The organism is Bradyrhizobium sp. CCGB20 (assembly GCF_024199855.1).
Taxonomy (GTDB): domain Bacteria; phylum Pseudomonadota; class Alphaproteobacteria; order Rhizobiales; family Xanthobacteraceae; genus Bradyrhizobium.
The window spans coordinates 5,789,509-5,807,164 of sequence record NZ_JANADN010000001.1; the positions used below are offsets into that span (position 1 = coordinate 5,789,509).

At 63.8% G+C, this 17,656-nt stretch carries 18 protein-coding genes; 5 read left to right on the forward strand and 13 right to left on the reverse strand.

Going from position 1 to position 17,656, the window contains the following annotated elements; all coding sequences use genetic code 11:
• Window positions 1–88: 88 nt before the first annotated feature.
• Together NLM15_RS27135 and NLM15_RS27140 are read right to left on the reverse strand one after the other, a co-directional pair.
• Window positions 89–856 carry an SDR family NAD(P)-dependent oxidoreductase gene (locus NLM15_RS27135; protein WP_151649639.1) on the reverse strand — a complete coding sequence of 256 codons (768 nt, stop codon included), beginning with the start codon at window positions 854–856 and terminating at the stop codon, window positions 89–91.
• Between the two features lie 119 nt (window positions 857–975).
• A complete protein-coding gene (locus tag NLM15_RS27140) occupies window positions 976–1,674 on the reverse strand; it encodes a histidine phosphatase family protein (protein ID WP_254120485.1) in 699 nt (232 codons plus the stop codon).
• A gap of 134 nt (window positions 1,675–1,808) precedes the next feature.
• Here NLM15_RS27140 and NLM15_RS27145 point away from each other — a divergent pair, with 134 nt between their 5' ends.
• Complete coding sequence (locus NLM15_RS27145) at window positions 1,809–2,594, forward strand: SDR family NAD(P)-dependent oxidoreductase (protein WP_254120487.1); 786 nt, start codon at window positions 1,809–1,811, stop codon at window positions 2,592–2,594.
• 967 nt (window positions 2,595–3,561) lie between these two features.
• Here NLM15_RS27145 and NLM15_RS27150 read toward each other — a convergent pair.
• Window positions 3,562–4,044, reverse strand: coding sequence for a DUF1772 domain-containing protein (locus NLM15_RS27150; protein WP_254120489.1), 483 nt, complete (start codon window positions 4,042–4,044; stop codon window positions 3,562–3,564).
• 95 nt (window positions 4,045–4,139) lie between these two features.
• Between NLM15_RS27150 and NLM15_RS27155 the strand changes: the two genes are divergently transcribed.
• The 3 genes from NLM15_RS27155 (at window position 4,140) to NLM15_RS27165 (ending at window position 6,717) form a co-directional block, all read left to right on the forward strand.
• Complete coding sequence (locus NLM15_RS27155; protein WP_254120490.1) at window positions 4,140–4,829, forward strand: TetR/AcrR family transcriptional regulator; 690 nt, start codon at window positions 4,140–4,142, stop codon at window positions 4,827–4,829.
• A gap of 172 nt (window positions 4,830–5,001) precedes the next feature.
• A complete protein-coding gene (gene argE / locus NLM15_RS27160; RefSeq protein WP_254120491.1) occupies window positions 5,002–6,174 on the forward strand; it encodes an acetylornithine deacetylase in 1,173 nt (390 codons plus the stop codon).
• 258 nt (window positions 6,175–6,432) lie between these two features.
• Complete coding sequence (locus tag NLM15_RS27165) at window positions 6,433–6,717, forward strand: GIY-YIG nuclease family protein (protein WP_254120492.1); 285 nt, start codon at window positions 6,433–6,435, stop codon at window positions 6,715–6,717.
• A gap of 113 nt (window positions 6,718–6,830) precedes the next feature.
• Here NLM15_RS27165 and NLM15_RS27170 read toward each other — a convergent pair whose 3' ends face one another.
• Both NLM15_RS27170 and NLM15_RS27175 read right to left on the reverse strand, forming a co-directional pair.
• Window positions 6,831–7,889 (reverse strand): phosphotransferase, encoded by a 1,059-nt coding sequence (locus NLM15_RS27170; RefSeq protein ID WP_254120493.1) that lies wholly within the window; start codon window positions 7,887–7,889, stop codon window positions 6,831–6,833.
• Window positions 7,890–8,034: 145 nt separating this feature from the next.
• Complete coding sequence (locus tag NLM15_RS27175) at window positions 8,035–9,270, reverse strand: acyl-CoA dehydrogenase family protein (protein WP_254120495.1); 1,236 nt, start codon at window positions 9,268–9,270, stop codon at window positions 8,035–8,037.
• A 223-nt stretch (window positions 9,271–9,493) separates the two neighbouring features.
• On the opposite strand from NLM15_RS27175, the gene NLM15_RS27180 reads away from it, so the two are divergent.
• Complete coding sequence (locus NLM15_RS27180) at window positions 9,494–10,165, forward strand: TetR/AcrR family transcriptional regulator (protein ID WP_254120496.1); 672 nt, start codon at window positions 9,494–9,496, stop codon at window positions 10,163–10,165.
• A gap of 4 nt (window positions 10,166–10,169) precedes the next feature.
• Here NLM15_RS27180 and NLM15_RS27185 read toward each other — a convergent pair whose 3' ends face one another.
• The 8 genes from NLM15_RS27185 to NLM15_RS27220 all read right to left on the reverse strand — a co-directional run bounded on the left by NLM15_RS27185 (window position 10,170) and on the right by NLM15_RS27220 (window position 17,645).
• A complete protein-coding gene (locus NLM15_RS27185; protein WP_254120498.1) occupies window positions 10,170–10,562 on the reverse strand; it encodes a RidA family protein in 393 nt (130 codons plus the stop codon).
• Window positions 10,563–10,662: 100 nt separating this feature from the next.
• Window positions 10,663–10,878, reverse strand: a complete 216-nt coding sequence (locus NLM15_RS27190) for a hypothetical protein (RefSeq protein WP_166342295.1) — start codon at window positions 10,876–10,878, stop codon at window positions 10,663–10,665.
• Between the two features lie 144 nt (window positions 10,879–11,022).
• Window positions 11,023–11,904, reverse strand: coding sequence for a 3-keto-5-aminohexanoate cleavage protein (locus NLM15_RS27195; protein WP_254120500.1), 882 nt, complete (start codon window positions 11,902–11,904; stop codon window positions 11,023–11,025).
• A 117-nt stretch (window positions 11,905–12,021) separates the two neighbouring features.
• Complete coding sequence (locus NLM15_RS27200; RefSeq protein ID WP_254120501.1) at window positions 12,022–13,251, reverse strand: CaiB/BaiF CoA-transferase family protein; 1,230 nt, start codon at window positions 13,249–13,251, stop codon at window positions 12,022–12,024.
• Between the two features lie 173 nt (window positions 13,252–13,424).
• Window positions 13,425–14,630, reverse strand: coding sequence for an MFS transporter (locus tag NLM15_RS27205; protein ID WP_254120503.1), 1,206 nt, complete (start codon window positions 14,628–14,630; stop codon window positions 13,425–13,427).
• Between the two features lie 130 nt (window positions 14,631–14,760).
• Window positions 14,761–15,588 carry a 3-keto-5-aminohexanoate cleavage protein gene (locus NLM15_RS27210; RefSeq protein ID WP_254120505.1) on the reverse strand — a complete coding sequence of 276 codons (828 nt, stop codon included), beginning with the start codon at window positions 15,586–15,588 and terminating at the stop codon, window positions 14,761–14,763.
• 122 nt (window positions 15,589–15,710) lie between these two features.
• Window positions 15,711–17,108: an MFS transporter gene (locus tag NLM15_RS27215; RefSeq protein ID WP_254120507.1), complete on the reverse strand. Its 1,398-nt coding sequence runs from the start codon at window positions 17,106–17,108 to the stop codon at window positions 15,711–15,713.
• Between the two features lie 333 nt (window positions 17,109–17,441).
• The gene (locus NLM15_RS27220; protein WP_041748230.1) at window positions 17,442–17,645 is read right to left on the reverse strand and encodes a hypothetical protein; all 204 of its coding nucleotides are present in this window, start codon (window positions 17,643–17,645) and stop codon (window positions 17,442–17,444) included.
• Window positions 17,646–17,656: the final 11 nt, after the last annotated feature.

Consider the following 17,656-nt stretch of genomic DNA (forward strand, 5'->3'; position numbering starts at 1 on the left):
CATCGAGCTCTGGTGCGCAGTTGCGCACCAGAGAATCTCGAGATCCCGGGTTCGCGCTAAGCGCGCCCCGGGATGACGCTCTAACGCCTCAGCTGATCGTCGCGCCGCCGTCGATCACCATGGTCTGGCCGGTCATGAAATCGCCGGCCTTCGATCCCAGGAACACGGCGGCGCCGGCGATCTCGTCGGGGATGCCGATGCGGAGCAGTGGCGAGCGCGAGGTCGACGCCTTCAGGTTTTCCGGATTGTCCCACAGCGCCTTGGCGAAATCGGTCTTGATCAGGCCGGGCGCGATGCAGTTCACGCGGATGTTGTCCTTGCCGTATTCGCAGGCGAGGTTGCGCGCGAGCTGCATGTCGGCGGCCTTGGAGATCGCGTAGGCGCCGAGGATGGTCGAGCCCTTCAATCCGCCGATCGAGGAGACGATGATGATCGAGCCGTCCTTGCGCTCGATCATCTGCGGCACCACCATCGAGATCAGCCAGTTGTTGGCGACGATGTTGTTGTCGAGAATCTTCCTGAACTGATCGTCGGAGATGCCGGCAAGCGGACCGTAATACGGGTTCGACGCGGCGTTGCAGACCAGCACGTCGATCTTGCCGAAGGCACGATTGCTCTCGTCGATGAGGTTTTGCAGATTTTCCTTCGACGAGATGTTGGCGGCGATCGCGACCGCGGTGCCCTTGCCGAACTTGTCGTTGATGCCCTTCGCGACCTGGTCGCAGACGTCGGCCTTGCGCGAGGAGATCACGACCTTGGCGCCGTGCTCGGCCATGCGCTCGGCGATCGCAAGCCCGATGCCGCGCGTCGAGCCGGTGATGACGGCGACTTTCCCCTTCATGTCGAACAAGGTCATGTTTCTCTCCCAGATTGATCTTCGTATTTGATGTCATTCCGGGGCGATGCGAAGCATCGAACCTGGAATCTCGAGATTCCGGGTCTGGTCCTTCGGACCATCCCGGAACGACTATTAACTCAGGCGAGCTTCTTGACTTCCGGTCCCGCCGGCTGATGCATTGCCGCGTGCGCGTCGTCGGCGATCCAGGGCTGCTGGTTCACCATCGGCAGCCGCCACACCGTGCGCTCGGGGCTTGCGAAATAATCGAGCCGCGTGATCGATACATTGTCGATGTCGAACGACAGCGCCCGCTCCACCTGACCGTCGAGTGCCAGGCCAATCGCCGCCTTGATGGTGCCGCCATGCGCGACCGCGATGATGTCCTGACCTGCCGCCTCGCCGTTGATCCGCTCGATGGTACGGCGCGTGCGGTTGTAGAGGTCCATGAAACTTTCGCCGCCGGGCGCGGGCTCGTTGATGTCGGCGAACCAGCTCGTGCCCACGGGACGGCTGGCGATGAACTGGGTGCGGTTCATGCCCTGCCAACGGCCGAGGTTCTGCTCGGCGAGATCCGCTTCCCGTTTCATCGACGCAGGCCTTGGGAAGCCGGCCGCCCAGATCGCTTCCGCGGTCTGGTGTGTGCGCATCAGATTGCTCGAATACCAGACCGCCTTGCGTGGCAGCACCTTGGCAACAGCATTGAACACGTAGGTATCGCTGGTGTCGCAGGCGAGATCGCTCTGGCCGTAGATGTTGCCGCCGTCATTGCGCACCGGCGCGTGACGGACCCACCACCACCGTGTCGTGACCACATTGGACTTGTCTGCGGTTGCCATCGAAACTCTTCCATCCCGTTTGATGTCGCTGTACGTCAGGTGTGAACGTGTCTCAAGACACTTTACCGTTTGAAATCTTGTTTGAAATTCCGTCGCGCGGCAAGCGTCGTGCGGCACACCAAAGGGAGAAACGCATGGGCCGTCTGCAAGGCAAATCCGTCATCATCACCGGCGCCGGCAGCGGCATCGGCCGCGCCGCCGCCCTCCTCTTCACCAAGGAAGGCGCCAAGCTGATCGCGGTCGATCGCACCGAGGCGGTGAAGGAGACCGTCGACGAGGTGAAGAAGGCCGGCGGCGTCGCGGAAGCCATGATGGCGGATGCGGGCTCCGAGAAGGACGTCATCGCCGTCATCGACAAGGCGGTGAAGACGCACGGCCGGCTCGACGTGATCTGGGCCAATGCCGGCGTCTCCGGCGGGCTCGTCCCGCTCGGCGAACAGACCGTGGAACAGTGGCAGGAGGTGCTGCGCGTCAATCTGATCGGGCCGTTCCTTGCAGTGAAGCATGCGATGCCGCACATGGTGAAGCAGCAGTCCGGCGCCATCGTGCTCACCGCGTCCGTCGCAGGCCTCAAGGCCGGCGCGAGCGGTCATCCCTATGCGGCGAGCAAGGCCGGCGTGATCAGCCTGGTGCAGACCACGGCGTATTCGCTCACCGGCACCGGCGTGCGCATCAACGCGGTATGCCCTGGCCTGATTGAGACCGGCATGACGAAACCGATCTTCGACCGCGCCAAGGAGCGCGGCACCCAAGACAAGATCGGCCAGCTCAACCCCCTCAAGCGCCCCGGCCAGCCGCACGAGCTCGCGGCGATGGGATTGTTTCTGGCCAGCGACGAGGCCTCGTATGTCAACGGCCAGGCGTTCCCGGTGGACGGCGGTCTGACGGCGTCGATGCCGTATACAGGCAAGCCGGTTTAGTGGCACTCCCTCGTGTCCCGGACGCGGTGCGGCACGCAGTGACGCTCCGCAGGGCCGGGACACAGCAGGCCGCACAACTCGCTGATACATGGGCCCCGGCTCTGCAGCGCACCGCTGAAGGAGCGCTGCGCTGCGTCCGGGGCACGAGAGCGGGAGTATGGCGCGAAATTCTCTCCACGTCGTCATCGCGAGCGCAGCGAAGCAATCCAGAGTCTTTCCGCGGCGGGCTTCTGGATTGCTTCGCTGCGCTCGCAATGACGGCGCGTGTGGTGATAGCGTCGCTTCTTCATTCGCATCTCTATTGCAGACACAGCTTCGCATCCTCGCGGCTTGTTTCGCCCGAGCTTTGCTTCATCGCCTCACCCCCGATTGAAAGAGGGCGCAGGGAAGACCGGGTGCCGGCCGGGCACCCACGGTCCACTGTGCGAAAGGTGGCAACAAGAAATTGCACAGCGGCATACAGGTGAAGCCTCAGCAACCGGCCTTCCCTGCGCAGTGGTTGGAACGGCGTATGTCGTGCTCTCCCCGGGGAGCGATGCACTATTGCCCCCGTCGCCTTGCGGATGGCGGATGTAAGCGCCCGGTTGGACGACACACATCACCGCAAGACTTGGCGCACAGACCCCGGGCGCCAGGACGACACGATTTGGCCGTACGCCGATCACACCGGTCGTGTACGCGACGGCTTCGCTCACGGTTGCCCGCCCTGCGAAACCCTTCGCGACGATGTGGCCTGCGTCCACCGCCGCCCGGCCCGCGTTCGTGACGATCGCGATACGCCCCTCTTCCTTGGGCCGGGTTGCGGCAACACATACGCCGTTTCCGAATTTCGGTAAAGTGGAATATTTTTAACGGAGTGGATTGCCCCACCGCTCGGGTGTTTTGCCCGACGGGCAACGCACGGTCTTGTAGGGATTCGCGGCATGAGTTGTCCCGGGTGTCGCTCCGCTCACCCGGGCTACAAAGTCTACGAAGTCAGCGCTGCGATACAAAGCGCGGTCGACACCACCGACGCGACCGTCCGTACATGGTTCCAGAACACCCACTCCTTCAGATACGTCGCCCACACCACGCCAGCCTCCGGCGCGGATGGCTGTATCGCGGCGAGTGCGTTGTTGAGCGGGACGTTGAACACCATCGTCACCACGAACATGCCGACGACATAGAGCCCGCCGCCGGCAATCATGTTCACCGCACCCGGCTCGCTGATGCGCAACACGCCCATCACCACCAGCGCGGCACCCGCCACCGTCGTGCCGAGGAACAGCGGCATGAACAGCGAACGCACGATGTCGACGTTGATCGCGTTCATCGCCGCGATGCCGGCGACCTGATCGAGGCGGCCGAGCGCGGTCATGATGAAGGTCGAGAAGGCGAAATAGATTCCGGCCATCAGGCCGCAGCCGATTGCCGAAAACCAGAGAAACCCGGTCGTCAAAACCTGCCGCATGCCACGCCCTCCGTTAAACACGATAACTTCTCGCATTTGATAAATGCGATAAGCTCTCTTATTTGTGGCGTCAGGCGCAGATGGCGGGAACCAGGATGAAGGATCGGACAAGCCGCACGGGCAAAGCGACGCAGGCGTCTGGGCGGCGCCCGCCGCTGGTGCCGACGCAGGAGCGGAGCCGGGAGCGGTTCGACCGCATCCTGATGGCCGCCACCGAGATCCTCGCCGAGAAAGGCGGCGATGCTTTCCGGATGAGCGACATCGTCGAGCGCACCGGAATCGCCTTCGGCTCGCTCTATCAATATTTTCCGGACAAGAGCGCCGTGATCGCAACGCTCGCCGAGCGCTGCAATGCCATCGGCCGCGACTGCGTCCAGCGCGACCTCGCCGAGATGAAGCAGCTCTCCGACCTGCACGCCGCACTGTGCCGCATCACCGACGGCTATGAGCAGATGTTCCGCGAACACCCCGTGGCGCATCACATCTGGCAGGCGACGCAGGCGGACCGAAGCTTGCAGAAGATCGACGAGGAGGATGTCGCCTTTCTCGCCGGCCTGCTCAGCGATGCATTGAAGCGGGTCGCGCCTGCTGTCCCTGCGGCCGCCCTCGCCTCTTTCGCACAATTGACGATGGTGCTGATCGCAGCCGCTGTGCGCCATGCGATCGTCCTGCCGCCTGCCGAAGGCCAGCGGTCGCTCGCGCTGTTCAAGCAGGTTTTGCCGCGCGATCTCGCTGCGGTGGAACAAATCGCGGGCAAGACCGCCAAGCAACGCCCTACCTTGTAGCCCGGATGGAGCGAAGCGTAATCCGGGGGTCCTGCGAGCGGATGCAGTGGTCCCGGATTGCGCTACGCTCCATCCAGGCTACGAACCTGTGTTGATTTGCTCATCAGGGCTCCACGTTGGTATGGTTCGTGCAAACAACATCAGCTTCCGCAATTCCAAACAAAACGTGACAATGCCAAATTCAAGACCCGACCGTATCCGCAAATTGCTCGCCGACCTCGTCGGCTTCGACACCGTCAGCGACCGCACCAACCTGCCCCTGATTGCGCACATCGAAAGCTATCTCGCCGCGCTCGGCGTCAAGAGCGAGCGCATCGTCGACGAGACCGGGCAGAAGGCTTCGCTCTGGGTCACGATCGGGCCCGAGGATCGGCCGGGGATCGTGCTGTCGGGACATACCGACGTCGTGCCTGTTGTCGGCCAGGACTGGAGCCACGATCCGTTCAGGCTGATCGAGCGCGACGGCAAGCTCTACGGCCGCGGCACCACCGACATGAAGGGTTTTGTCGCGGTGTGCCTCGCGATGGTGCCGGAGATGCTGGAGGCGAAACTCAACACGCCAATTCACCTTGCAATCTCCTATGACGAGGAGATCGGCTGCGTCGGCGTGCGCCCGATGCTGCACGAGGTCGCGAAGAAGAGGGTCAAGCCATTAGGCGCCTTCATCGGCGAGCCGACCGAGATGAAAGTCATCATCGGCCACAAGGGCAAGCACGGCGTACGCGCGACGTTCCACGGCCTCGCCCGCCACTCCTCGATCGCGCCCGAAGGCGTCAACGCCATCGAATATGCCGCTGAGCTGATCGTCGAAATCCGCCGCCGCGCCGTCCAGCTCGCAGCCGTACGATCAAACGACAGCCTCTACGACGTTCCGCACTCGACGCTGCTGACCAGCATCGTTCATGGCGGCGCGGCGCTCAACATCGTGCCCGATACCTGCACGGTGGATTTCGAATGCCGCGGCATCGGCATCACCGAGTCGCGCGAGGTGACGGATGCGATCGTCGCCTGGGCCAAAGCCGAGCTCGAGCCCGCAATGAAGGCGCGACATCCGGAGTGCGGCATCGATTTCGAGGAGATCCTCGACTACCCCGCCCTCGACACCAGGGCCGATGCGGCCATCGTCACGCTCGCCAAGAGTCTCGCCGGCCGCAACGACCACGCCAAGGTCGCCTTCGGCACCGAGGCGAGCCTGTTCGCCAGCATGGCCGACATCCCGTCGGTGGTGATCGGCCCCGGCTCGATCGCACAGGCGCATACGCCGGATGAATTTGTGGAGATGGCAGAGCTGGAGAAATGCGCGGGGTTTGTGGAGAAGCTGATCGCGCATTGTGTGAAGGGCTAGACGATATCCGTAACTTGACTGGGTCCCGGCTCTGCGCAGCAACGCTTACGCGTTGCAGCGCGTCCGGGACGCGACACTGCCCCGCTAATCCGCATCTACGGCGAGAGAGATGTGGACACCGGAAAATCCGGTCTCGTGTCCCGGACGCGGTGCGGCACGAAGTGACGCTCCGCAGAGCCGGGACCCAGAGTGCTTGGCGGCGGCATTGAAACATGCAACTTTAGAGCGTATCGCCATCGACACAGTGGCTGCGCAGACATGCCCTTCTTCGTTTACATCCTCGCCAGCAAACGAAACGGTACTCTCTACATCGGAGTGACCAACGACCTCGCCCGTAGAATGACCGAACACAAAGCCAAGCTGATACCCGGCTTCACGCGGCTGTATGACGTCACATTGTTAGTCTATTTCGAAATACTCGAGGCGCGCTCACGCGAACATTCGCTGAAGCGTTGGCGACGCGCGTGGAAGCTTAAGCTCATCGAAGAGCTCAATCCGGATTGGCGCGATCTCACCGATGAACTGAATACTTTGGCGACATGACTGGGTCCCGGCTCTGCGGAGCAGCACTTCGTGCTGCACCGCGTCCGGGACACAAGAGTTTTCGGCGAACCACAAACTAAAAAGCGCGGCCATCAGCCGCGCCCTTGTCTCACCTACACCGCGCCGGCCTTCTGCGCGTATTCCCATGAGGCCTTCGACAGCGGCACGGTGCGCTTGGCGGACTCCAGCGCCTTGGCGTTGGCGGCGGTGCCGTCGCGGACGCGGCCGGCGATTCCTTGCGTGATGCCGGCGAGGCGGAACAGATTGTAGGCGAAGTACCAGTTGAGGTCGGGCACCGTCATCTTGGTGACGTTGCAATAGATCTGCGCCGCCTCCTCCACGCTCGGGATGTTGAGCGCCTTGAGGTCGGCGCCCTCGAGGCCCGGCATGATCCACTGCATCAAGAGATAAGTGAAGTCGGCCATGGGATCGCCAAGCGTCGACAGTTCCCAGTCGAGCACGGCCTGCACGCGCGGTTCCGTCGCGTGGAAAATCATATTGTCGAGGCGATAGTCGCCGTGGACAATCGAGACGCGCGCCTGCTCCGGCACGGTCTTGGGCAGCCATTCGGCCACCTTCTCGAACTCCGGAATGTGCTGGGTCTCGGACGCCCGGTATTGCTTGGTCCAGCGGTCGATCTGCCGTGCAAAGTAGTTGCCGGGCTTGCCGAACTCGCCGAGCCCGATCGCGACGGGATCGTACATGTGGAGTTTTGCCAGCGTCTCGATCTTGCTGGTGAAGATCTTTCGTCGCGCGTCGGCATCCTGGCTCGGCAGCGTCGGATCCCAGAACACCCGGCCGTCCTCCATCGACATGATGTAGAAGGCGGCGCCGATGATGCTGTCGTCCTGGCACAGCGCATAGGCGTGCGCGACCGGAAAGCCCTGCTTTCCAAGGGCCGCAATGACGCGATATTCGCGATCGACCGCGTGGGCCGACGGCAACAATTTGCCGAACGGCTTGCGGCGCATCACGTAGGAGCGGTTCGGCGTGTTGAGCCGGTAGGTCGGGTTCGACTGGCCGCCCTTGAACTGGAGAACGACCAGCGGGCCCTCATAGCCCTCGACGTTGTCGCGCATCCAGGCTTCCAGGCGCAGCTCGTCGAAGCGATGCCGCTCCTCGACCGGCTTGGTGCCCGAGAATTCTTCGTCTTTCCTGACGCCGTCAGCCACAGTGACGCTCCCTCTTCAGTCCTGACCAATTCAGGTCGAGCATGATCCTAATCGGTAACCGCTGACGCACTTGCGTCAAGCGGTCACCCCAATCGGATCAGCCCTGTCGTTTCTTCAGATCGGGAGCGCCTCGACGCTCACGCTCTTAATGACTGGGAGAGTTTGCATACTTCCGAACTTCGAGCCTTGCAATGGCGCGATTGTGCACCTCGTCCGGACCGTCGGCGAGACGCAGCGTGCGGATGTGGGCGTAGTCCTTGGCAAGGCCGGCGTCGTCAGAGACGCCCGCGCCGCCAAACGACTGGATCGCCTCGTCGATGATCTTCAGCGCCATGTTGGGCGCTGCGACCTTGATCATGGCGATCTCGGCCTGCGCGGTCTTGTTGCCGACCTTGTCCATCATGTCGGCAGCCTTGAGGCAGAGCAGACGCGTCATCTCGATGTTGGTGCGGGCATCGCCGATGCGCTGCTCCCACACGCTGTGCTCGACGATCTTCTTGCCGAAGGCGGTGCGCGAGGTGAGCCGCCTCACCATCTTCTCCAGCGCTTCCTCGGCCTTGCCGATGGTGCGCATGCAGTGATGGATGCGGCCGGGACCGAGGCGGCCCTGCGCGATCTCGAAGCCGCGGCCTTCGCCGAGCAGGATATTCTCCTTCGGCACCCGCACGTTCTCGAGCAGCACCTGGGCATGGCCGTGCGGCGCGTCGTCGAAGCCGAACACCGGCAGCATCTTCTCCACCTTGATGCCGGGAGTGTCGAGCGGAACCAGGATCTGCGACTGCTGCTGATGCTTGGCCGCCTTGAAATCGGTCTTGCCCATCAGGATCGCGATCTTGCAGCGGGGATCGCCGACGCCCGACGACCACCATTTGCGGCCGTTGATGACGTAGTGGTCGCCGTCCTTCTCGATGCGGGTCTCGATGTTGGTGGCATCCGACGAGGCCACCGCCGGTTCCGTCATCAGGAAGGCGGAACGGATCTCGCCGTCCATCAGCGGACGCAGCCATTTGCGCTTCTGCTCCTTGGAGCCGTAGCGGATGAACACTTCCATGTTGCCGGTGTCGGGCGCGGAACAGTTGAACACTTCGGAGGCCCAGGTGATGCGGCCCATTTCCTCCGACAGCAGCGCGTATTCGAGATTGGTCAATCCCGCGCCGCGGAATTCATCGTCCTCATGCTCGCTCGGCGGCATGAACATGTTCCAGAGGCCTTCGGCCTTCGCCTTCTTCTTGAGGTCTTCCAGGACCGGAATGACCTTCCAGCGCTCGCCGCTGTGATCCTGCTCGTTGTAGATCGGCACCGCCGGCCGCACGTGCTTGGCCATGAAGGACTGCACGCGGTCGAGCCATTCCTTCTGCTTGGGGGACAGATCGAAATCCATGGGACGCTCCTCGTCTCTCGCTTTGAAAGCCTGTTTTGCGCCGGACTGTCCTCCCGCCGCGCGCGACCCGCAAGCGCCATTCCGGCTGCTCGCAGATACCTGATGGAACCCGCGCCGCGTTTGATGCGGCGCAATTCCATCATGCGGATTGACTTTCTCCGGCCTTCAAACGATAGTTTCATACAAGTGTTTGAATTGCAACTCCCTCCCCTGAGGGCAATCCATGGCCAGCGATCATACGAGATCTTCCATCCTCGCCGCCGCCGAACGGCTCTATGCCGATCGCGGTTTCGGCGACGTCACGCTGCGCGACATCGTCGCGGAGGCCAATGTCAATCTGGCTGCGGTGAACTATCATTTCGGCTCGAAGGACGAGTTGATTGCGGAGCTGTTCGTCTCCCGCTCGATCGCCACCAACCGCGAGCGCCTGCGCGAGTTGAAGGCGGCGGAGGAGCAAGGCGGCGGCCGCGCGCCGATCGAGGTGATCCTGCACGCCCTGGTCGGCCCGACCTTGCGCGGCTGCCTCGGTCCTGAGAACCAACGCTCCACCGCGGCGCGCTTCATGATCCGCGCCTCGATCGAATCCGTGCCGCCGATCCGTCGCATCAAGAACCGCGAGATCGACCATCTGCGGAAATTTGCCGGCGCAATGCGCCGGGCCCTGCCCGACCGCAGCGACGTCGATATCTACTGGGGCCTCAACTTCGCGCTCGCGATGGCGCATCACACCATCCGCGAAAGCGAGCGCCTGACGAAACTGTCGGAAGGCAAATGCGATCTCGACGACGTCGAGGACGTCGTCGCGCGCGTGGTCAGCGTCGCGACGATGGCACTGACGGCGGGACGGAGTGAGGCGAAGGCGCCGGCCCGCGCAATGGCTCGGGACGCGCGCTAGCCCCTCACATCATCGCGATGCAGTCGATCTCGACATCGAAGGGGCCGAACCATTCCGGCGTACAGACGAAGATCCGCGCCGGCGGATCAATCGGGAAGTAGCGCGCATAGACCGCGTTGAACGCGGCGAAGTGCTTTGTCGAGGTGCAGTAGACGTTGCACTTCATGACATTGTCGAGGGAGGCGCCTGCCGTCTCCAGGCACAGCTTCATCTGCGCCATGACGAGTTCGCTCTGCCGCTCGATCGGCACTGCCGCGATCTCGCCCGTCTCGGGGTCGAATGGCGGCAGGCCGGCAACGAAGATCATGTTGCCGGCGCGCGTCACCGGCGAGGTCGGCGCCTTCGCGCGATCGAGGAATGTCGAGATCGGTTCGACGCGGAGCGCTTCGCGTTTCATCGGAGGCCACCTTCGGTTCGAGCAAGACTGGCGCCTGACTACATCATTCTGCAGCCGGCATGCTTCGCTTCTGATCGAAGTGTGGTCTCCCCGGGCGAGGTTACACCCGCTGCGGCATCTCCTCGGCCTCTTCCTTGGCGAGCAGCAGCAGCATCTCGATGCCCATCTCGCCTTCCTGGGGCGAACGGATGAACTTTATTTCGTCGGCGCTTTGCCGCAGCGCGGCAATGATGGCGACGGCCTGGTTGGCCGTTGCTGCCTCGGTCGCCAGCACTGCCTTCTGGTCCTTGGCCTGAAACCCGATCGTGTAGGACATTCGTTCCCTCCCGACTTAAGTGGGGAGGATCGAATCAGAGTCGCGCGCGAAGCGAAAGCCTGTGCGAGTACGGACCGTGTTTATTTGGGGATTTCGCGCAAGCCTCGCACAAGGCCACGCCAGTGTCACACTGCTGCCGCCAAACTATTGCATCAGCCCCAGCATCTCGCGCGCGTCCGCAGCGGTCGCCACCGTCGCCCCCAGGCTCCGCAAGATGCCAGCCGCATGCGCGACCAGTTCGGCATTGGTCTTCGCCAGCACGCCCTTGGACATGAAGAGATTGTCCTCCATGCCGACGCGGACATGGCCACCGAGCAGATACGCCTGCGCCACCATCGGGAATTCGGCACGGCCGATGCCGAAGCCGGACCAGATCGCGCCCGGCGGTAGCAGGCTGCGGGCATAGAACATGGTCTCCGGCGTTGCCGAGAAGCCGTATTTCACGCCGAGCACGAGGGAAAACAGGCCCGGCCCCTTCAGCGTGCCGTCCGCGAACATGTCGCGCGCCAGGTGGCAGTCGCCGGAATCGAACAGCTCGATCTCCGGCAGCACGCCGGCGGCCTTCATCCGCTCGGCCATGATGCGGACGTTGCGCGGGGTGTTGATCACGACCTCGCCGCCGGAATTCATGGTGTTGAGGTCGAGCGTGCAGATGTCGGGCTTGAGCAGCTCGACATGCTCGACGCGCTTCTCGGGAGCAAGCAGCGTGGTGCCGGGACCGGCGACGCGGGGATCCTCGATCGAGGGCACGAAACGCCCGCCGGGACCGGTCGTGAGATTGATGACGAGGCTCTTGTTGCGCGCGCGAATGCGATCTACCACGTCGCGATAGAGATCAATCTCCATCGAGGGCCGGCCGGTCGCGGGATCGCGCACATGGATGTGCGCGATGGCGGCGCCCGCCTCAGCCGCTTCCAGCGCGGATGTCGCGATCTGCTCGGGCGTGATGGGCAGATACGGCGACTGCTCGGGCTTTGTGAGGTTGCCCGTGATGGCGCAGGTGATGACGGTTTTGCCTGATGTCATGTGATGTCATGCCCCAATGTAACGCGCCACAAGCGCCGGCCCTCACCCGTCTTCGCTTCGCGAAGCCACCCTCTCCCACAGGGGGAGAGGGATAGCTCGCGCACTGCTTCGCCGAAGCTAGATGATCCCCTGCTGCTTCAGCGCCTCGATCTTCCCGGCATCATAGCCGAGCTTGCCGCCGAGCACCTCCCGGGTGTGCTCCCCGAGCAGCGGCGGGGCGCGGTAGTCCTTGATCGGAGTCTCCGACAGGGTCAGCGCGTTGCGGATCAGCGAGAGGTCGTGCTCGAACGGATGGTCGACCTTGACCCGCATGCCGCGCGACTGGACGTGCGGATCGGAAAACACCTGCTCGAAATTGTTGATCGGGCCTGACGGCACGCCGGCCTCCTCCAGCTTGTCCAGCCAGTAGGCCACCGGCCGCTTCAGGAACAGCCCGGCGAAGATCGCCATGATCTCCTTGCCGTGCACGACGCGGTCGTTGTTCTTGATGAAGCGCTTGTCGTTGGCGAGCTCCGGCTCGCCGAGCACGGCGCAGGTGCGCTGGAACTGGCCATCATTGCCGACCACCAGCATCAGCTCGCCGTCGGTGCAGCGGAACACGCCGGCCGGCATGCCGCCATTGCCCCAGGTGCCGCGGCGCGGCGGCGTCTTGCCGTTGACGAGGTAGATCTGCAGCCAGTGCGACAGCGATGCGATGACGGTGTCGAACAGGCAGACGTCGATGTGCTGTCCCTTCCCGTCATTGGCGTCGCGATGATAGAGCGCCGAGAGAATGCCGATCGAGGTGTTCATGCCGGTCATGTAGTCGACGATCGACGGGCCGACCTTCATCGGGCCCTCGCCGGGCTCGCCGTCGATATGGCCGGTGACACTCATCAGGCCGCCCATCGCCTGGAGGATGGCGTCATAGCCGGCGCGCGGCGCGTAAGGACCGGTCTGGCCGAATCCAGTCACCGAGCAATAGATGATGCCGGGGTTGATCGCCTTGATCGTCTCGTAGTCGAGGCCGTAGCGCTTGAGATCGCCGACCTTGTAGTTCTCCATGAAGACGTCGACGTCCTTGGCGAGTTCGCGGATGATCGCCTGCCCCTCGGGCTTGGCGATGTTGACGGTGACCGACTTCTTGTTGCGGTTGGCGCAAAGGTAGAACGAGTTGTTGTTGTTGGCCTTGCCCTCGGGATCGGTCAGGTAAGGCGGCCCGAAGGCGCGCGCGTCGTCGCCGGTGCCGGGCCGCTCGATCTTGATCACCTCCGCGCCGAGATCGCCCAGCATCTGGGCCGACAGGGGACCGGCAAGCACGCGGGTGAGGTCAAGGATCTTGATGCCTGAGAGCGGCAGGGCCGACATGTCGATTTCCTCCGGGAACTGGATATTGGCGCGGCGGCGAGATCGCGGGCCGCGCTCCCTGCGGATACACCATTTTGGCGTTCTGAGCACTGCACCTGGGGCATACGGCCATCCCCTGCCCCGCAGCGAGGTTGCCCGCGCCGGCCAATTTCCGCTCTGCGAATATTATCCGGTCAGGTCGCCGCAGCCGCAGCCACCTGCGGCCGCCGCCGGCCGAGCAGGACAAGGATCAGCACCGCTGCGCAGGAGAAGACAAAGGTGAGACCGAGCGCGCCGCGGCTGCCGAACTGGGTGAGCAGGCCGGCAAGGAGCGGCGGCGAGATGGCCGAGGCGAGATTGAGCGGCAGCGCGATCATCGACGACGCCTTGGCGAACTCGGCCTGGTCATAGAACACGAGCGGTATCGTCGCCCGCGCCACCGCCATGGCGCCGCTGCCGGCGCCGTAGAGCAGGATGAAGACCGCGACCGCCCAGGTCGCCCCCTCGCTCAACATCAAGAGCAGCATGGCCACGGGCAGCGCCGTGCCGGCGACAAGCCCCGTCGTGATCCCGTCCCAGCGCCCGCCGCCGAGAAAATCCAGCCCGCGGGCGCTGACCTGGATCACGCCGAGCATCGAGCCGAAGGCGATCGCCTGCGCCGGCGCCAGCCCCTCGGCCCGCAGCAATTCGATGAAAACGGCACTCAGGCCGAAGGTGACGAAGGCATTGAGGGTGATCGCGGCGACGACGAGACCGAACGTGCTCCGCGGAATTGACAGCGCATGGGTTGGCTTTGCGGGCGCGGTGCCCCCCTCCTTCGCGACGGCCCGGCGCGGAGTTGCGAAAGCATAAAGCGGAAGCGAAACGAGAAGCAGCATTGCGGCGTAGACGAGGCAGGTGCCGCGCCAGCCGAAATGGCCGCTCAGGAACGAGGTGGTCGGCCAGAAGATGCTGCCGGACAGTCCCGTCACCAGCATGAGCGCGCCAATCGCGCTCTTGGCCTGTCGGCCTGCGACTTCGTTGAGCATGATATAGGCACCGGTGGACAGCGTCGCGCTGCCGCCAATCCCGAGAATGACCCATGCCACGAAATAGAGCATCGGGTCGTGGGCAACAGACAGAACGACGTAGCCCGGCACGGCCACGACCGTGCCCACCATCATCACCTTGCGTGCCCCGTGCCGCGCAAAGGCCTTGGCGAGCCACGGCGCGCAGAGCCCCATGGTGACATAAAGCGTGGAGGTGCCGGCAAACACCATCGGCAGGCTCATGCCGAGATCGGCTGCGAGATCGCGTCCGACGATGGGCGGAAGCCCGATCGTGCCCCATCCGATGAGTTGGGTGGTCGCAAGCACCAGCAGGACCCCAATGAGCCTGCCGTCAGATTTCAAGAACCGCATTCCGATCGTCGCCCGCCCCAGCTGCATGCCCGCGCACAGGCACCTCATAGCGGGAGTCTTGGCGCAGCGAAACGCTCGCCGCCGAATGGCAGAAGGCGGCCGGGAGCATGTCAGCAGGAGGCAGTAGCCTCTATCCCGCAATCCCGAGCAGGGATCGCGCCTCGGCCGCCGTCGCAACGCGCCGGCCGTGGCGCGCGACGGCCTCGCAGGCGATGGTCACGAGCTCCGCGTTGCTGGCGGCAAGGCGCGTCTTGTCGATCCTGACATTGTCCTCGAGCCCGGTGCGAACCGCGTCGGCGCCCCGCGCGAGCGCCCAGCCCATGACCTCGGCCTGGTGACGCCCGATCCCGGCGGCGGTCCAGGTCGCTTTCGGGATCAGCCGCTTCAGCTCTCCCAGGAGGATGTCGAGGACGTGCTCGTCGGCCGGCATCGCATTCTTGACGCCCATGACGAACTGCACGTGCGGACACGAATCGATGAGCCCCGCCTCGATCAGGCGGCGGGCGCCATGCAGATGTGACAGATCGAAGATCTCGATTTCCGGCCGGATGCCGTTCGTCTTCATGCCGGTGGCGAGCGTCTCGACCAGGGCGGCGCTGTTCTCATAGACGATCGTCGGAAAGTTCACCGACCCCGTCGACAGCGACGCCATGTCGGGCTTCAAATAGAGCGACGACCCGCGCGCCGAGGGATCGCGGCCGCGCCCGCCGGTCGAGAACTGGACGATCATGTCGGGACAATGCTTCTTGATCCCCTCCTGCACCAGCGCGAAACGCTCGGGGTCTGAGGACGGCGTCTCGTCGTCGTTGCGAACGTGGATATGCGCAAGCGTGGCGCCGGCTTCGAAGGCCTCGTGCGTCGAGTCGATCTGCTCGGACGGCAAGATCGGCACCGCGGGATTGTCCTTCTTGCGCGGAACGGAGCCGGTGATAGCGACAGCAACGACGACGGGGTTCATCCTGCAACCTCATGATGATCGCGCTTGCGCGCACAGGAGTTCGACTAGGCAATCACGTAACGCGTGAGCCCTGCCGCTGCAAACATCATCGATCGCAGCGGCATGGCTTCCCTGCGTCCCCGTCAGGTCGGGACTGTGGCAGCGCCGCTCGCCACTCCCGCGCGCTGGCGCTCGTAGTCCGCCCGCGCCATCGGAACGGCATTGGGATTGCCGAGATCGTCGATGCGGATCCGATAGGTTTCCCGGGCCGTGACGGCCGCCAGCGCCGCGATGACCGTGATGCCGAAGGCGATCGCCCCCACCGTCAGGGGAATGTTGGCGGAGCCGGGAGGCGCCACGGTCGCAAACAGGGCCGGAAGCAACGCGGTGATGGTGGTTCCGATGTTCTGCGAGATCGCCATCGCCGACACCCGGGTTCGCGTCGGAAACAGCTCCGGGTAGAAGCTCGGGAAGATCGCGTTGTAGCCCTGGTAGACCACGCCCCACATCAGGAGCGACAGCAGGATCGCGAGCGGCACGTTCCTGATGCTGATGGCGTAGAGATAGCCAAAAGCGAGCAGGCCGGAAAGCAGCGCACCCACGATGATCGGAGGCTTGCGGCCGACCTTGTCGGAGAGATTGCCGACGAAGGGAATGACGAACACGGCCAGCATATTTCCGAGGACCGGGATCCACAGGTAGACGTCCTTGGCAAAGCCGATGCCATAGGCCGGCTGGACCGCGTAGGCCGCACCGAAGATGGTCGCAACGACCGGAATGACATTCATCAAGGCCATGCAGATGACCCTGAGCATGTCGCGCCAGCTCAGCTTGATGGCCTGGACGATGGGCGCCCGCGGCGTTTCTCCGCGCTCGCCCTCTCGGGCAAAGGCAGGAGTTTCGTCGACTTCGCGGCGGATGATGTAGCCCGCGACGATGACGAAGAAGGACAGCAAGAACGGGATGCGCCAGCCCCAGCTATTGAAGGCATCGGTCGGCATATAGGCCGCCAGCGGCAGGAAGACCGCAGCCGCAAGGATCTGTCCGGCCTGCACGCCCTGAAGCGCAAAACTTGCATAGAAGCTGCGCCGGCCGAACGGTGCGTGCTCCAGGATCATCGAGCTCGCGCCGGAGATTTCACCGGCAACGGCAAATCCCTGCACGAGGCGAAGGATGACGAGCAGGATCGGCGCCAGGATGCCGACCTGATGATAGGTCGGCAGGATACCGACCGCCATCGTCGAGATGCCCATCAGGAACATGCAGAGGATGAGAACGGTCTTGCGGCCATGAGTGTCGCCCCAATGTCCGAGCACGAAGGCACCGATCGGCCGGGCCACGTAGCCGACGCCATAGGTCGCCAGCGATGCGACGATGGCGACGGTGGGATTGTCCGACGGGAAGAAGATCTGCGGGAAGATCAGCGACGCGGCGGTCGCATAGATGAAGAAGTCATAATATTCGAGAGCCGACCCGATCCAGCCGCTGGCAGCAGCCTTCCTGGACTGACTCATGTCGTGGATCGCGCGGGTCGTGACCATCTCGGGAATTCCTCCAACCTGGTTTGCTGACGTCGTCCCGTTGGCGGGCTTCGCTCAAAATTGGGCAGCAATCTCCGGGCGCTCTGCGGAGTTTCCGCGCGCTTGTCGCTGCCGATAGGTGTCTGATTGGTCGCGACAATAGGCCTTCGCCGGGCTAACACAATTACCCAGTTATGCGATAAACCTAACATGATGTTATTTGCGCGGGAGCTGCGAGCTCCGAACGGCGGGCAGGCGCGCGGACCGGCTCGACATGCCGGCGCGGGAAATCAATCAGGCGGATTGAAAGTCATCGTGTCGCCGAGCAGCTGCGCGGCGGATCGTGTGCCGGCGCTAGCTTCCCAGCGCGTTCTCGCCTGCCTCGCGGCCGGGCACGCTGACATGGACCTCATGGCCCTGGCGTAACGCCAGCGAGGCCGCGGCCACCGCCGATTCGAATGCGGATTCCTTGGTAGCGTATTTGCCGTTGACGTTGCCGTCGTGCAGCACGCCCCACTCGTCCTGAACCGGCACGATCGCGTATTGAGCAAGACCCATTGTACACTCCT

Coding starts and splice junctions, on each gene's coding strand:
- NLM15_RS27135 (WP_151649639.1), bottom strand. CDS start 856: ATGACCTTGTTCGACATGAAGGGGAAAGTCGCCGTCATCACCGGCTCG.
- NLM15_RS27140 (WP_254120485.1), bottom strand. CDS start 1,674: ATGGCAACCGCAGACAAGTCCAATGTGGTCACGACACGGTGGTGGTGG.
- NLM15_RS27145 (WP_254120487.1), top strand. CDS start 1,809: ATGGGCCGTCTGCAAGGCAAATCCGTCATCATCACCGGCGCCGGCAGC.
- NLM15_RS27150 (WP_254120489.1), bottom strand. CDS start 4,044: ATGCGGCAGGTTTTGACGACCGGGTTTCTCTGGTTTTCGGCAATCGGC.
- NLM15_RS27155 (WP_254120490.1), top strand. CDS start 4,140: ATGAAGGATCGGACAAGCCGCACGGGCAAAGCGACGCAGGCGTCTGGG.
- argE (WP_254120491.1), top strand. CDS start 5,002: ATGCCAAATTCAAGACCCGACCGTATCCGCAAATTGCTCGCCGACCTC.
- NLM15_RS27165 (WP_254120492.1), top strand. CDS start 6,433: ATGCCCTTCTTCGTTTACATCCTCGCCAGCAAACGAAACGGTACTCTC.
- NLM15_RS27175 (WP_254120495.1), bottom strand. CDS start 9,270: ATGGATTTCGATCTGTCCCCCAAGCAGAAGGAATGGCTCGACCGCGTG.
- NLM15_RS27180 (WP_254120496.1), top strand. CDS start 9,494: ATGGCCAGCGATCATACGAGATCTTCCATCCTCGCCGCCGCCGAACGG.
- NLM15_RS27185 (WP_254120498.1), bottom strand. CDS start 10,562: ATGAAACGCGAAGCGCTCCGCGTCGAACCGATCTCGACATTCCTCGAT.
- NLM15_RS27190 (WP_166342295.1), bottom strand. CDS start 10,878: ATGTCCTACACGATCGGGTTTCAGGCCAAGGACCAGAAGGCAGTGCTG.
- NLM15_RS27195 (WP_254120500.1), bottom strand. CDS start 11,904: ATGACATCAGGCAAAACCGTCATCACCTGCGCCATCACGGGCAACCTC.
- NLM15_RS27200 (WP_254120501.1), bottom strand. CDS start 13,251: ATGTCGGCCCTGCCGCTCTCAGGCATCAAGATCCTTGACCTCACCCGC.
- NLM15_RS27205 (WP_254120503.1), bottom strand. CDS start 14,630: ATGCGGTTCTTGAAATCTGACGGCAGGCTCATTGGGGTCCTGCTGGTG.
- NLM15_RS27210 (WP_254120505.1), bottom strand. CDS start 15,588: ATGAACCCCGTCGTCGTTGCTGTCGCTATCACCGGCTCCGTTCCGCGC.
- NLM15_RS27215 (WP_254120507.1), bottom strand. CDS start 17,108: ATGGTCACGACCCGCGCGATCCACGACATGAGTCAGTCCAGGAAGGCT.
- NLM15_RS27220 (WP_041748230.1), bottom strand. CDS start 17,645: ATGGGTCTTGCTCAATACGCGATCGTGCCGGTTCAGGACGAGTGGGGC.